13 protein-coding genes are annotated in these 15,179 nt (G+C 46.2%); 1 reads left to right on the top strand and 12 read right to left on the bottom strand.

Annotated features, from left to right (window positions below; translation table 11 throughout):
* Positions 1 to 40: 40 nt before the first annotated feature.
* Positions 41 to 2,344: a multiheme c-type cytochrome gene (locus G367_RS0120455; RefSeq protein ID WP_020415030.1), complete on the top strand. Its 2,304-nt coding sequence runs from the start codon at positions 41 to 43 to the stop codon at positions 2,342 to 2,344.
* 89 nt (positions 2,345 to 2,433) lie between these two features.
* Here the strand turns inward: G367_RS0120455 and G367_RS0120450 are convergent, their stop codons facing one another.
* From G367_RS0120450 to G367_RS0120395, 12 genes are read right to left on the bottom strand one after another with little or no spacing between them, the layout of a single operon-like run.
* Positions 2,434 to 3,819, bottom strand: coding sequence for a hypothetical protein (locus G367_RS0120450; protein ID WP_020415029.1), 1,386 nt, complete (start codon positions 3,817 to 3,819; stop codon positions 2,434 to 2,436).
* A 14-nt stretch (positions 3,820 to 3,833) separates the two neighbouring features.
* On the bottom strand, positions 3,834 to 4,577 hold the full coding sequence (locus G367_RS0120445; RefSeq protein WP_020415028.1) for an outer membrane lipoprotein-sorting protein: 744 nt from the start codon (positions 4,575 to 4,577) through the stop codon (positions 3,834 to 3,836).
* Between the two features lie 48 nt (positions 4,578 to 4,625).
* Positions 4,626 to 5,855, bottom strand: a complete 1,230-nt coding sequence (locus G367_RS0120440) for an ABC transporter permease (protein WP_020415027.1) — start codon at positions 5,853 to 5,855, stop codon at positions 4,626 to 4,628.
* 2 nt (positions 5,856 to 5,857) lie between these two features.
* Positions 5,858 to 6,562 (bottom strand): hypothetical protein, encoded by a 705-nt coding sequence (locus tag G367_RS0120435; protein WP_020415026.1) that lies wholly within the window; start codon positions 6,560 to 6,562, stop codon positions 5,858 to 5,860.
* Complete coding sequence (locus G367_RS24510; protein WP_020415025.1) at positions 6,559 to 7,293, bottom strand: ABC transporter ATP-binding protein; 735 nt, start codon at positions 7,291 to 7,293, stop codon at positions 6,559 to 6,561. Before G367_RS24510 ends, G367_RS0120435 begins: the two co-directional genes overlap by 4 nt.
* Complete coding sequence (locus tag G367_RS0120425) at positions 7,293 to 8,027, bottom strand: tetratricopeptide repeat protein (protein ID WP_020415024.1); 735 nt, start codon at positions 8,025 to 8,027, stop codon at positions 7,293 to 7,295. The genes G367_RS24510 and G367_RS0120425 overlap by 1 nt, the downstream gene beginning before the upstream one ends.
* 22 nt (positions 8,028 to 8,049) lie before the next feature.
* Entirely contained in the window at positions 8,050 to 8,304 is a 255-nt protein-coding gene (locus G367_RS0120420; protein WP_020415023.1) for an acyl carrier protein, read from the bottom strand.
* 2 nt (positions 8,305 to 8,306) lie between these two features.
* Entirely contained in the window at positions 8,307 to 9,437 is a 1,131-nt protein-coding gene (locus tag G367_RS0120415) for a hypothetical protein (RefSeq protein ID WP_020415022.1), read from the bottom strand.
* Entirely contained in the window at positions 9,434 to 10,348 is a 915-nt protein-coding gene (locus G367_RS25375; protein WP_020415021.1) for an alpha/beta fold hydrolase, read from the bottom strand. Before G367_RS25375 ends, G367_RS0120415 begins: the two co-directional genes overlap by 4 nt.
* The gene (locus tag G367_RS0120405; RefSeq protein WP_020415020.1) at positions 10,345 to 12,312 is read right to left on the bottom strand and encodes an NAD(P)/FAD-dependent oxidoreductase; all 1,968 of its coding nucleotides are present in this window, start codon (positions 12,310 to 12,312) and stop codon (positions 10,345 to 10,347) included. The genes G367_RS25375 and G367_RS0120405 overlap by 4 nt, the downstream gene beginning before the upstream one ends.
* Before the next feature lie 5 nt (positions 12,313 to 12,317).
* Positions 12,318 to 14,165, bottom strand: coding sequence for an acyl-CoA dehydrogenase family protein (locus tag G367_RS24500; protein ID WP_020415019.1), 1,848 nt, complete (start codon positions 14,163 to 14,165; stop codon positions 12,318 to 12,320).
* Positions 14,158 to 15,177, bottom strand: coding sequence for a hypothetical protein (locus tag G367_RS0120395; protein WP_020415018.1), 1,020 nt, complete (start codon positions 15,175 to 15,177; stop codon positions 14,158 to 14,160). The genes G367_RS24500 and G367_RS0120395 overlap by 8 nt, the downstream gene beginning before the upstream one ends.
* Positions 15,178 to 15,179 lie beyond the last annotated feature (2 nt).

The raw sequence follows: 15,179 nt of genomic DNA, 5'->3' as shown, positions 1-15,179 counted from the left end.
CCCAGAGCCGAACTGGGTTATTCAGGACTACGCAAGAATTATGATAAATATAGTCAGCGGTATTTCCCGACTTGTCGTGCTCTTGAGTCTTCAAGCTCTGATTGCTTGTGGGCCGAATGATCGCAGTATGTCCAAAGTAGATAAGGTTAAAAACCTCGATACCTCCACAACTCATAATCAGCAGATAGGTCAAGCTGCGCATAAAGAAACGACTTATGTAGGGTCTAAATTTTGCGCTCACTGCCATAAGGAAGAGACCAGCGCCTGGCAAAGTTCCCACCATGCTTTTGCAATGCAGGAAGCGAATGAAGGGAGTATCCTCGGCGATTTTAATCAGTCAACTTTTACCTATGAGGGTATTACTTCCACCTTCTATAAAAAGAAAGGGGACTATTACGTCAATACTGATGGGGCCAACGGCGAGCTAAAAGATTTTCCTATTGCCTATACATTTGGCGCAGTACCACTGCAACAATACTTGATTCAGTCTCCCGGCGGACGCCTCCAGGCACTCAGTATTGCGTGGGATAGTCGGTCCAAGGCAGAGGGGGGGCAGCGATGGTTCCACCTATATCCAGATGAGAAGATCTCACATAAGCACTCCCTACACTGGAGCGGCATCAATCAAAATTGGAATTTTATGTGTGCGGACTGCCACTCCACAAAACTACAAAAAAATTACGACCTAAATACCGATAGCTTTAAAACCAGCTGGTCCGAAATCAATGTTGCATGTGAGTCCTGCCACGGGTCAGCATCCAAACATCTAGAGTGGGCTGAGAACAAGCAGTTAAAGATCAAAAATTTTGGATTTCCTGTTGAACTGCATTCGGTCAGGGCGACCAATTGGGAAATGGACCATGAAAGTGGCATTGCCAAAAATAAGGTATCCCAAAAAAATCAAGAACTACAAATCTGTGCCCAGTGTCACTCCAGGCGCACTACTTTCTTTCCCGGCGCAAAAGCTGGCAGCCAATTTCTGGATCACTATAATCCCGCCCTGCTGCTACCGCCGCTCTATCATATAGATGGTCAAATTAACGAGGAAGTCTATGTTTACGGTTCATTCCTGCAGAGTAAAATGTATGCAGCAGGAGTTACCTGTAGCAATTGCCATGAACCACATAGCTTACAGCTGCGCAGTAGTAGCGATGGTGTCTGTTCCCAGTGCCACCTCCCGGAAAAATTTGCGCAAGTCGATCACCACCTTCACCCTGTTAATAGCTCCGGTGCAAGATGCGTCAATTGTCATATGCCATCAAAAAACTATATGCAGGTAGATAGCCGTCGGGATCATAGTTTTCGAATCCCAAGGCCAGACCTTTCTGATAAGTTAAACACACCCAATGCCTGCCTCAGCTGCCACCAGGAACAAACCAACCAATGGGCAACTGATGTACTGCGCAGAAAGTTCGGCGCCCCCGACAAGTCTCATTACGGCGAAGCGCTTCACGCAGGATTTTTCCAAGCAATCGATGGGGAGAAAAAACTAAGCCAGCTAATTACAGATTCCACACAGCCAGCAATTGCGAGGGCGACCGCAGTAACCCTACTCCCCCAGTATTTCACACGTCATTCCGCCCAGCTATTACAGGCAATAGCGCAAGGTAACGAACCGCTTCTCAGTTTGGCTCTAGCCCAATCACTGGATAGAGTACCAGCACAATTTCGCCCGGCACTGGGCATTCCCCTTCTCTTTGAGCGTGAACGCGTAACACGCTCGCTAGCCGCCAATGCACTGGGATCATTGCCCCTAAATAATTACCCAGGCCCCGTTCAGAAGCAGTTTTACACAGCACTTAAGGAGTACACCGCCTCAGAGTTATTTAATAGTGATCGCCCGGAATCCCTGGTCAATCTGGGCGAACTACACAGACAGAGAGGTAATTCCAGCCAGGCAGAAGTTTTTTTTCGGCGAGCAATTAAGAGTGCCCCCTATTATGTCCCTGCCTACGTGAATCTGGCGGACCTGTATCGAGTTGAGGAGCGTGAGGAGGAGGCTGAGAAACTACTGCGGCAAGGCCTGAAACGAGCCGAAAGCAAAGCGGCAGTTCAGCACTCCTTGGGGCTATCTTTGATACGGCAGAGCCGCCACTCAGAGGCAATTTACTTTTTGCAACAAGCTGCAGAAGCCCAGGAAACCAATAGTCGCTATATCTACGTATATGCTATTGCCTTACACTCGGCCAAAGAACCATTGCAGGCACTTTCAGTACTTGAAAAAGGATTGGATCAGTTCCCATCCTCACCAGATATATTGCAGGCAATAATCTCTATTCATCGTGAATCTGGCAATCTCGAAAAAGCAAAAAAATATGAAGTACTACTTACTGGAAACTATTAAATACTTTGGGCTAAATAGACCTGTTAATTCTATATAAGTATCAGAGAACACTTTGCTATTCCAGTTATACATCCTCTAGTATAAAAAAACTAGAAATCGTAATAGAAACTCAATCGCAGTAGATGCTCACTGGGAACCAGGCCAAATTCACAGCTATCACAGCCGGAAAATACTTGAGCCTGGAGCCTTGTACTGAAATGTTCCGTCCAATTCTGGATAAATTCCAGATTGTGGTATTGACTCTGATCATCAATATTGTATTGGATACTTTGACGATATTGGAATTTACGCTCTACACGCGTATTCCCCCACATAAAAAACAGATATTCCCGTCGTACCTGCCCCACAGATAACAAGCCAAAGCTATCAATCAGGAAATTAAAAGCTGTGTGCGCCTCTGTTGATTGTAGGCTTGTCAGGGAAAAGCCTGGCTGAGTGAGATTCAGCTTAGCTACATCTATTTGCTCAATTACCTGATCCCACTCTTCCGCTGTATAACCATGTTCGTTATACAGATATTCTGCCGTAATATCCCAACCATCATTTAAACTTACTTGGGTGCCGAGAACTGCTTTCAAGTAACCGCGATCCTGCAGGTCAGCGTATTGCATATCACCTGCCAGTGCTAGCTCCCGCTGGTGCTCCCAGGCGCCCTCAAACCTTAGAGTGATATTATCGTCAGCTAGTGCACTTAATCCAAGGGCAACATTAATATCCCCACCTTCTAGCTGGTGTAATACCAGACGAGTATCCAGGTCCCCCTCTCGGTTGAAAACCAACGCATACTGATAATCACTATCGCCAAATGGAAGGTCCAGATTTCGGTCCAAGGTATCTTCCACTTCAGCAAAGTAGAAACCCGTATTCCAATCCCCGTAGCGAAAATCCAGATGAACCATATCCCACCCTTGTTGTTGGGTCAGGTCATCGGTATCCAGGTTTGGGCGATCATAAACAGGCTTGAGTAAATTTGCGGGTGACCAGTTGTAGCCATTGCTCCACTGAGGCTTCATGCGCCCAACATTCACTCCAAATCGTCGATTAGAGGAATAGGAGGATAAATAGCCTTCTAATAAGTAGTGGCTGAACTCATCAGAAGCACCTCCTGATTCATCTACTCGATAGTCCCCTACGAGAGCTAAACGTGTATAAGCGGAAAAATAAGAACCGGTAGAAAACTGGCCACTTAAATCCAATGCCAGTTGGGACTCCCTTTCACGAAAAACCAACCCTCCAGGATTAAAGTATTGATTGTCCCTAACGCTATTTTGCTGGTGGTAGGCAATAGCAGAGACATCAAAGTTCCATGAAGCAGAATTTTCCAACATATCACTACCGAGCTCACCCGCCAGATTGGCTTCGGAAGATTCGGTTGAAAACGGATCTTCATACTCCTGTGCAATGACTAAGGGAGGTAGTGAAGCAATACACAAAAAAATAGCCAGCTTTTGCCGGACCAAGCTAGGATTTGCCATGATCTTTACTTCTTTTAATTCAGCCTACCCAGAGAAGCCTTTTGAAAAATAGCCGGATCTAGCGCTTCAAGCTGGTAATTATCAAACTTCATCCAGGTATAGTTATCCTGCATCAGTGCATCAACTAACAAAATCTTGTGTACTTTCAATTCGCCAGAGTACTTTTTATACTCTTTGTAAAATGCTGTTTTCAAGAGGCGGTCGGAGCGGGAATAAAACTCACTTTTTAACGGTTGATGGCCGTCGGCTTTTGCCATCCATACCTTTACTTTGGTATATGCTACGCCGGAAGCAGTCGAAGTTAACTCCAACAACCAATACTCCTGCGCTTCGACTGATTCCTCACCAACAATTTTTGCACGGTAGTCCCTGGAGAAGTTAGTGCCCACTACATCTCCATTACTGGTCTCCCCAATTAAACGCTGCGAAGGCGCTATTCGGATAATACGGCGGGTCCCCGGAATATAGAGCCACATATTGGAGTCTTCTTTCAACATTGTCCGGCCCCGTTCTCGGGCGGGTGACTCGAAACGAATCAGGGATTTATCATTGAAGACTTTAACACTGAGCGTATTTGTTCGGGGCTCTTTATCTTTTTTGTAGCTGATATTAGTGATATCGAATACAAATCCTTGATCCCTATAGCCCCTGACCTCATCCAGTCGATTTACCAGGTATTCCGCTGTCACTTCAGCTTTTGACGATAGACTGAAAGCAAGCAAAAACACAATCCAAAAACCAAAGCGATATTTTTCCATCACAATACTCTTTCTAAGCCTCACGTCACTGGATAGCTCGCATTAACATCAGGTAAACCTCAGAGCATTCACTACGGGTATTCTGGATGCTTTCACGGCAGGATAAATACTGGAAACCAAAGAGATGAAAAATCCCAAGACAAAGGTTTTGATTAAAATTTCAGAAACTACAAATACCCGTATAGGGTAATCTTGGGTACTACCCGGTGGGCGCGGCATCATCCACTCCGCATAGGTGATGCCTTTAGCAGCCAGAACGCCTACAAGTAGACCTAAAAGACTACCGATAATACCCAGGAATACGGATTCCAGAAGAATTAACCCGACCACTTGGGTGGGGGTTCCCCCCATGGCTCGAATAGTACCAATCTCGCGAGTGCGCTCCATCACTGCCATCAGCATGGTGTTGGAGATACTTAAAGCCACAATTACCAATACAATAACTGTAATAAAACCAAAGACACCATTGAATAGCCCGACGACCTGGTGATAATAACCAGCCAGATCCCACCAACTCTTTATTTCCAGTTTTAGACCCTGCTGTTGAAATATCCTTTGCAAATCACCAACGACTTTGTCGGTCATTTTGGTATCGTCCAAAAGGACAACCAGCCTGGTTACATCTGAGGTATAAAGCAACTCCTGGGCAAGAGGTAAATTGACGCGAAGTAGACGATCATCCAGCTCTTTTACACCAGTGCTAATCACTCCAGCAATTTGGATATCCACCGCATTGATCGCCCCATCCTGGGTGCTAGCCAACAAGGTCAAATAGTCCCCTATTTCAGCATCCAGTGAATTAAACAGCCCCTCTCCAAGGTGCGCAGCAGCCGCATCTTCAGGAAACAGGTCCTCTCCTGCAACAATATGAATAGCGGAGGAAAGGAGAACTTCTTTCTCCGCATCGATACCAACCCCCGTTATGGCTATAGACTGTTTTCCATCACTGAGAAGCCCATTAAAATTTAGTCGTGGAGCCACCACCAAAGCCTGGATTTGCTCTTCAATTACATCGCTAATCTCTACTAAGTCAGCAGAGGAGATAAGGTATTTCTCTGGTTCAGCCTTACCATACTGATCGAACCCCTCTGCGTAAACCTGGATATGACCTAACTGCGAACGAATCATACTCTCACGCATACCATCGTACATAGACTGCACAAAGCCACCAAATATAATCAGGCTCGTGCAACCAAATACAACTGCTGCCAGAGTAATCAGACTACGCCGTCCATTTCTCAGGATATTTAACAGTGCTACTTTCCAACCCAGAGTCATGGTTACAACTTCTCCAGCGCCTGGCGAGACTTTTGCGCCCAATTGGTTTCAGAGCCCGCCAGCTTTGCCCAAAGGCTTCGGGCCTTCTCTGCCTGCTTATTACGACTATAGGCCTGCGCCAGGTAGAACTCGACAAATGCCTGGAACTCTTCGCCATATTTCCCACCTATTTGTTGCTGAACCAGTTCTAGATCTTCAACCGCATAGCGGGCTCGACGAAGGAACGCCGGCATATTTGCACAGCTGATGCCGCGCTGTAACCGGGCACCCAAGTCAAAGGGGGCTTGTTTAACAGCTCTATCCATAATGCGATTTCCCCTTCTTGAGAATAAGGAAAGCTTTGCCAGCTGGTCTGTATAAAAACTGGATCGAAACGAGATCGCTGAACCCAGGGCGGCACTTAGTTCTGAATCATTATCCTGTGACTTCAGTAATTGAGTGATCTTCTCTTCCAGCAATTCCACTTGCGCCACTTGTGTATCGGCCGAGGAAGTGAGCAATGCCAGCTCGGCTAAGTAGGCAACTTTTTTTTGTTCCGGGGTGGAATTTTCATTTAATCCAGCTATCAGTAAAGCCCGCTCACTATTCTCAGGGGGAATCTCAGTGGGTGGTATATATTCTTCAGCCCATACTTTTGATAGATGGCTGGCTAAAATAAAAAAGATAACAAAAAATCTCAGAGCATATTGCTGAGTAAATAACTTCATACCTCTACCCCCGATTCATCAAGAACAGTTTCTGAATATTTATTGGCCTGCCTATTTTCAGCAAGACTATCTCCCACTAATTTTCCATCCAGAATAGTAATAACTCTGGAAGCCAGGCTGGTCACATAATTATCGTGTGTGGATATAACGAAGGTGACACCCTGCTCCTTATTCAGTTTCTGTATCAACGCCATAATATTTTCAGAGGTTTTTGAGTCCAGATTTGCAGTAGGCTCGTCAGCCAGCACAATATCGGGCCGTGTAACAATCGCCCGGGCTATGGCTACCCGTTGCATCTGCCCACCAGACAGTTGTGTAGGCCTCTGATTAACCTGCTTTTCTAGACCGACATCTTTCAGTGCCTGTAAAGCCCGCGGCTTTGCATCTTTCACCCCCCTGAGAGTCAGCGGATACATCACATTTTCCAAAGCGGTCAGTACCGGTATCAGGTTAAAGGACTGAAACACGATGCCAATATGCCGGTTGCGGAACCTCGAGCGCTTGTGCTCGCCCAACGCCCCAACATTAACCCCCCCTACCTGAACGGTGCCGGAATCGCACTGATCAAGTGCAGACAAAATATTCAGCAAGGTGCTCTTTCCGCTGCCACTCGGGCCTTTAACAGCTAAAAATTCGCCTTTATCCAGGGAAAGAGTGATTTCTTTGAGCGCATCCACCCAAACATCACCCATCGCATAGCGTTTAGATACATTATTAAGTTCAACCAGCATTAGGCTTTGCCCAGGGTTACAACCATTTGACTTAATTGCTTGCAAGCATCCTGCATTGTCGAGGGACAGTCAGCCAGACTTTCTGCCTTCTGAAAATAGTCAGAGGCTATACTAAACTCGGAACTATCTTCCTGCCCCTTAACCCAATAGGCATTGGCAAGAGCGAGATATACCAGCTGCCTGACCTCAGCAGGTAAAGCCGCAGGGTCTTCATCAATTACCGCATTAAACCAGACTTCATCTTCAAAGACCCGATCAAAGTGACCGCTGATCTCACCAACAAAAGAGAAAGTCAGTAAACGAACCAAGCGTACATTAAAATCAGAGTTCGCCTGTACTGCGGCCGCATCCACTTGGCTCATCGCATTACGCAGCCGATAGAGCTTGTAGATCCCCATAACGGGATCAAACATAGCCCCGGCCAGCTTCCCGTCATTAGAGAAGTAGGCAGCCTTGACCAGCATATTGTCAGGATCTTTCTGGTAAGCAAGGCTCAATAACTCATCTGCTCGATCTATTTCATTGTGATAGCTGTACAGTTGACCAAGCTGCAGCATCAACTCTGTGTCAGATTGATCCTGCTCAAGCTCCGCCTTAAGGAACTGCAACTGCTCAGTTTCTGATTTGCTATAAGCGACCTTTTTAAAATCTATGGGAGCTGCCCCTGAAAACCAGGCAACAATATTTCCGATAAAAAGGCTGCTTATTAGAATTGTTAGCACTTTCTTTAACATGGGCTACCCCCCTATAAGAGATTTACATCTCGACAGAATTCTCAAGTAATTGGTTATCCATTTCTTTAAGAGTGGTGTGTTCATCAAACACCAGATTTTCAGGACTCATAACTCCAGGATAAAGCTGTTCACAAATTAGTATCACTTCAACAATATTGAGTGAATCAACACCAAGCTCAGCGATGGGAGTATCCGCATCGACGGAATCAACATTCAGCATAAGAGCTATCTGCTCACAGAGTTCCTGTACTTTGCTCTCTACGACTGCTGTAGACATACCTAATCTCCAATAACATTACCAACTTTTAAGGGATAGAATCGCAACAAATAATCCAGAGTAAGGGCATATATACATATATGCTGTTCACCGCCGGAATATTTCTGTTGCCGTTTAATAATCTTGGCACTAATCATGGGTGGAATAAAAAACCATACGCGAGAAAGCCACTGGTTACCGTAAAAGAACACCCTTTGAAATGATTCATAGACATTTACTATTGGGGCATCGTCCAAAGAAAATACCGGCGCTACACTGTTTTCCTGATTTGCTGATTCAACAACCCTGATTTCCTTACCAGCTCCAGCAGCTAATGTATTGAGCTGGAACAGAATAAATGGATAGTAAAACTGCTCTGCCAGATAGCAACCTAGGGACTCTTTACTTCCCGAAGCTTCCCAGCTTGACTTGATTAAGTCATTGATCTGATCGGTGTATTCTTGTAGATCAACCCCCTCAACTACGTTGGACTTGTGGGCTCCATTAAAGACATCAGCCCTTTCTTTATTAAGTCCAAAATTTTTCGGCAGACTATCTTTGGATATTTCAAGAACCAAATCTTCATTGTCTTGTAGTTGCTGTGAAATTTCGGCAAAAAATACATGATCGAAAGGAGAAAACAGGTCCGTAGCCACTTTGGGCAGAAGGTTGTAAACTACATCCCCTTTTGCTTGAGGTTTCACCAAAGTCGCATGTAAACCCGGTTGCTCCGGCAAGGTTTCATTCAGCCAAATAAGCTCTTCTGCATTAATCATCACTTCATCGCCAGGAAAAAGCATATGGACATTTTTCAGCAGGCTTTTTCGCTCTGTCGGAAAACCAAAGTATTCCAGTTCGATTAAATAATGAGGATCAACTTTATCGGCACCCACCGCTATAAAAGAAGATAGACATCTTCCTATATATAACTGTTCATTAAAGAGGAAGTGATAAAGGGGCAAACTGAATGATTTGCCAAGCTTAATATGAAAGCTATTGCGATCACTTCGCTGAATCACAGAGTCATGATCTACAAGTGGAATAGCTTCTGACTTTTTGTATTTGGCAGGATATAAATTAAGTAGGGAAAGCTCTGCTCCAACTGCCAGAGTTACGGATTCCACACCCGGAACATCGTAAACCATTTGCTTCACAGGCTTGCCTCCAGCTGACGCTCAACTACCTTATCCAACCAGCTGGAAAGTGGTTTGGCCGATGCCGAAATAGCTGACATATGCGTGGCTTTTGGAATCTCGGTCAGACAAGACTCAACCTGGGGAGATATATACCAGTTCATCACTGTATACAGAATATGAGCGTCGACCACCTCATCATGCTCACCGACTGTGATGTGGCACGGAATATCCAGACTGGCAAACAGATCCGTATATCTTTTGATTGTATAAGCGCTCAGGAGATTAAAGCTACAATCAAGAACTCTACCCTGGTTACCGGCATCCGACCCCACTGGAGGAAAGCTCAGCACAGCCATCCGCCTGAAAACAGGAAAGAGCATTGCCAGCCAATACTTCCACAGATTTATTTTAGGCAAATTTTGTTGCTCAGGACCCGCCATCGGCCGTGCATGTCTTCTCTTGCGGAAGTAACGGATAAAGTACTCAAGGCCTGAGGTAGCAATATCGTACTTCCTGGTTTCCTCTGCCTGGGTTAATGGCGGAGCAATAGCGAAGAAACCCACTATGTCCTGGGTACCATATATCCCAAGGTATCTTAAGCACGCAAGAGAACCTGCACTGTGACCCCCCAAAATAATACGACGTACTCCGCGCTGTTTCAGGTGATTAATTAAATCATGCAGATCGTCTTGTAATTGATCTGGATAGTCCAGGTCACCTGGACGGCCTTCACTTTTGCCATGGCCACGCCAGTCAGGTAGACAAATGGTCATCCCCTGCCTGTGCAACATACGTCCAAACATCAGATACCACTGGCTACTAAAAGTACTACCGTGCATACAAATTAGTGCAGTCTCAGTATCATCCGCTGGTAACCAGCGAAATGCCAGGCTCTTACCATCCCTGGCCTTAAAAAACTCCTGAATCACACCGCCTCCACAACATTAATTTCAGAGACTTCTCGATTCATACCCTGCATTTTCCTCTGGTCTATTACTGAATCCATAATGCTATCAGGCTGGCTACGAGCAAATGCCAGAAATACAGGCACCATACCCGGCATGGCTATATATTCCTGAGTTTGCCCCCAGAGTGCCTTGGCTTTCTTAGAAAGCTTTTCAAGCTCAACTTCAGTGAGATCACCTGAGGGGTCCACAACGTTCACCATATCAGTGTGAAAGGTATCTTCATTAATCTTAGCCTGAACCGGGAACTCGGTTTCTTCGGAGAGCATTTCGGATAATTTGTCTGAGATTTTATTCAGGAGCCAATCTTTGTCCCCAACATTCAGGTTGGGCCTCTCCAAAAGGTCCGGCAATAAAATACTTTGCTGCACAACCATCCTACTGGCAAGCATCGGTAGATCCAATTTAGCTTCGATTACTTTAAGGAACATCTCCACCCAGAGCTTGACCCTTAAATCAATACGCCACCCATCTTTGCCACTGGTACCCATCAAGTAAACAAAATACTTATAATGATCGGCTCCAGATTCGAAAAAGCCTTCATCATTTCGGCGGTAGTAGCGCCCCTCGGACTTCAGTACTTCAGCGGTATCTATCAGCTGCTTTTGCAGTATTAATTCAAGAGCCATATAGCCGCGACGCAGGTAGCTCTTGCGTTGCCAGTATTCCTGGTCAAGGTAATTTCCAGACATATAATCCCAGGCTATTTCCAAGAAATAGGCTGCGGTATTGTAAGCCAGTAGCGGCGAGCACAGTTCGGCGGAGTCAATGACCGGATACACATTAGCCACATGTGCATAAAGTCCCTGGTAAAACTCTTTTACTGTTTGGTTGGCAACCGGTAACTGATGATCCAGTACTTCCTGAGCTTTATCTCTGTCAGATTCACAAAGATCCATAAGAATGTATTTGGAAATATGATCATTGAACAGGGCGATCATATCGCCCCCCCCACTAAATAGCGGGTCCAGGAACATAGAAGCAAAGCCGGAAGTTGCCCAACGATCTGGAAAAATAAATTCGTCCGCACGATAAGCTAGCTGGCCCCAGGCCTCGAAATCCACAAGCTCCGCACCCTCCAACAACTCCGCAATCGCACGATATTCCGCCAGGAAATTCAGGAAGCTATCGCGCTTAGTAGGTGGTTTCTCAAATTTAGCCTTTTCTCCAACGATACCAACACTGGTGTAGCCACCACTCAAAGGGATAAACCATACCCAATAGCCATCCCCCGCAAAGTGATTGGTAGAGAGGAAACGGCCAAACGCCCGTTTTCTCCAAGCCTCATCACCCATGGAATCTATATCCTGGATATTCTTGAAACGCCCCCAAGCAGAGAAGTGTTCAGGCACATTTTCCTGCCGAGTTAGTTTTTTATGCTTTTTGGTGAATCGGTTTCGACCACTACAGTCCACTAACCAATGTGTAGAAATCTCCGAACAGTAATCCCCGGCAGACACCAGCACAGAGTGTCGTTTATCTGCTCGTTCTATATTGAGTGCCTTGGCCTTCACCCCCATGACAACTTCAATACCATCTGCGCGATTCATCTCCACCAGATCTTCTTCCAAGCGGGCCCGATCCAGTTGGAAGGCCGGATGCGGTGGAATGCTGGTAGTCCCATGCTCACTCATTTCTGTGAGCGACAAGCTGTGATCAGGCTTGTCATAAAAGAAACGCAGACCATTTTTAGGTAAGTGATTACGGTATAGGTAGTTCACCAACCCCAGTTGCTTCATAAAATAGTGGCCTGTCATTTCGACAGTGGCTTCACCAACTTTCCCCCGAAACTCCTCGCTGGCCTCTACAACAAGGATTGAGATTTCCTTACTGCCTCGCCTTATCTGGCGCGCAAGGGTCAAGCCGGCCCAACCGCCACCAATAATGACAACGTCGTATTCTTTTTCTAATTGTTCGACTGCTTTCATTACAGTTACTCCACATCACTGAGCAGTGAGGCCCAAACCGGCGAGTCGACCCCACAGAAAGAGTCAGGGTCTTGAATTACCTCCAGCGTAAACCTGCTTCTGGGCAACTCATTGCGAATAAAGAACTTGGCACTAAGTATCTTTGACTCGTAAAAAGCTTTATCTGAATCTTCTTTACTCAATTTGCTGGAGGCTGCACAGGCGGCTTCGAGTAATAACCAGGCCAGGGAGATATCCCCCATCATGTGCAGGATACGTGTACTGTACGCTGGGATTTTAAACATCTCTTTGGTCCGGACCCAGACATGAACAGCCTTCAGGGCTGCCTCCAAGTGTTCAAAGGACTGCTTCAGATGATCAAACTCCCCCTTGAATTGTGGGAAGTCTGCCGCCCTGCCAATAAATGCGTCGATTTCAGTCTTATATACCTGAAAGAGCTTGCTGGAATTGCCCAGGCCGAGCTTGTCTCGAATAAGGTCCTGGCTCTGGATATAGTTGGTGCCCTCCCAGATGGCCAGTACTTTGATATCTCGGGCATACTGCTCAATACCCAAACCTTTCAAGTAACCCTGACCACCACAGGTTTGAATCGCCAGCTCGCAGATTCTCCAGGCCTGATCACTGATATAGGCCTTAACAACTGGAGTAAGTAGATTTACCAGACCCTGATGGTGGGCTATCTCCGCTTTTCTGTCGGCATCACCGGCAAAAGTTTTCAGGAGACTTTCCGAAAGGGTCAACTTGGCAATCAGCGCACGACAGCCTTCCACCTTGGATTTCATCTCCAGCAACATACGCTGAACATCCACATGCTCAACAATATTTACACGGCTGGCTGTTGAGCTGAAACTCTCATGGAACCGCTTGCCTTGAAGACGCTTACTGGCATAGGCCAGCGCATTGTAATAAGCAGAGGAAGCCATCCCCAGTGCATAAACACCGGTACTTATCCTGGCCTGGTTCATCAGGGTGAGAAACTGTAGTAGGCCGACATTCTCTCTGTCGCCCAACAAATAAGCCCGACATTGGCCTTTTTTGCCAAAAGTCAGATGGGTATTGGCGCAGCCTTTAAAACCCATTTTATCAGCCAGGGATATACACTCCACGTGATTGAAAGCTCCCAGGCTGCCATCCTCTTCTACCCAATATTTGGGCACTATAAAGCAAGATAACCCATAGGTACCTGATCCGCTTTTCTCTCCTCTGCCCATTACAAAATAAATGGTATTACCTGTCAGGTCATGCATACCGGCGCTGATCAGATATTTTTCACCACTTAGTAAGTAAGTGCCATCTTCCTGGCGAGTAGCTTTGGTTTCCACCAGGGAAACGTCACTGCCTGCCTGAGGTTCAGTCAAGCAAAGACAGGAAGTCCACTCGGAGGTTGCCAGCTTGTCCTTGAAGAGCGCCTTTTGGATATCACTGCCGTACTTTTCTACCAAAGTGGCGGATGGCAGGCAGAAACCTCCATATGTCATAAAACTGGGGTTGGCGCCCATAAACATTTCCAGGAGCATCTGCATAACGAAAGGCGGCAGACCGGTATCCTGTGCCCCATCCACAGCAGCCATATTCCCCCACTCCTCCTTGAAACGTTTCCACATTTCAGGAAAGGCACTGGGGAGTTGAACCTTGCCATCTACAAGGTGGCAACTTTGTTCATCAGCTTCCTGATAACCTGGCCCTAAGACTTGATAGGAAAACTGCTTTCCACGCAACAAAATATCATCCAATATTTCTGGCGTACAATTTTTATATAGCGGGTGCTCAAACAGGGTTCGGGCTTGGTGAAACTGGTCTTCAATCAGGAATTTGAATTCCCTTAAATCAGCCTTGTAGATATTTCTACCCATGTTTGGCTCCTTGATTCTCTAAAAGGGATCGCCAGCTGCCAGAATTTAGCACCCAGTGAAATATTTGATTGTGCCTTCCCCGATACTTTCTTTTGGGGTAACTCAAGGCTTCACGTACATGTGGAAGGTAATCCTGCCCTAACGTATCTCCGATATGCTGCGCCGTACTAAAATCGGAAAAGGCATCCTCCAAAGACAGCGTCTCGGTATGGACTAATCTGGAAAGCAATCTAGCTCGGTCGATTGCGGGACTCACTACCTTTATACACCCTGCTCTACCACCACCACCGAGTGTTATCAGCCAAAGATTCTCAAGTTTTTTCTCAAGAAAGTACTTTCTAATCTCAGCTAGCGGTTTGATACTCAAATAATGCAGGCCATCCTTTTCAATACTTGGCAGCCAGGTTGACCTTTCTGCGCCAGAGAATCCTTTCAATAATCCTTTGGCCCACTTGGATTCAATATCAAAGGAAACTACCTGACTCGCATCATCGAAATTGACGGACATGATTCGCTTTAGACTCTTTACCAGCTCGTGTGCGCCAGTCAATGACGGGGACTGCGATAAAATGTCACAACTTGAAATCTGACAGATGCTCTGCTCGTGATACTTTCTGGTAATCCAGGTGACTGCTACACCGGTAATTACACTGAGGCCATCTTGTCCTGCTTTCACGCCTATGCCCAGGGAGTCCAGGCATTCCTGCTGACGTTCCTTACCCACCTCCAGGTTGATAATCAACGCATCTGCTTCAGCTCGCCGTGAATAACTGAGGATCGCAGCATGAAAGCTGGTACAAGCACTACCTACGAAAAGAATATTGTGGGCGGACTCTTCCAGCTCCGTAATAAACTGCATTACGCGCTGCTCGAGCAGCACATTCGCCTCCCCGGCAGACACGATATAGATAAGCTCAGGAAGTTCAGCAAAACCATCCAGATACTGATTCAGCGATTGTACTAGCTGCTCCGTCTCCCCTTTATTGTCCAACCACAGGCTTTTGATATACATGT

The sequence above is a fragment of the Microbulbifer variabilis ATCC 700307 genome, from assembly GCF_000380565.1.
Lineage (GTDB): Bacteria > Pseudomonadota > Gammaproteobacteria > Pseudomonadales > Cellvibrionaceae > Microbulbifer > Microbulbifer variabilis.
Note: the sequence above shows the minus strand (reverse complement) of the source record. Positions and strands in the feature narration are given on the sequence as shown.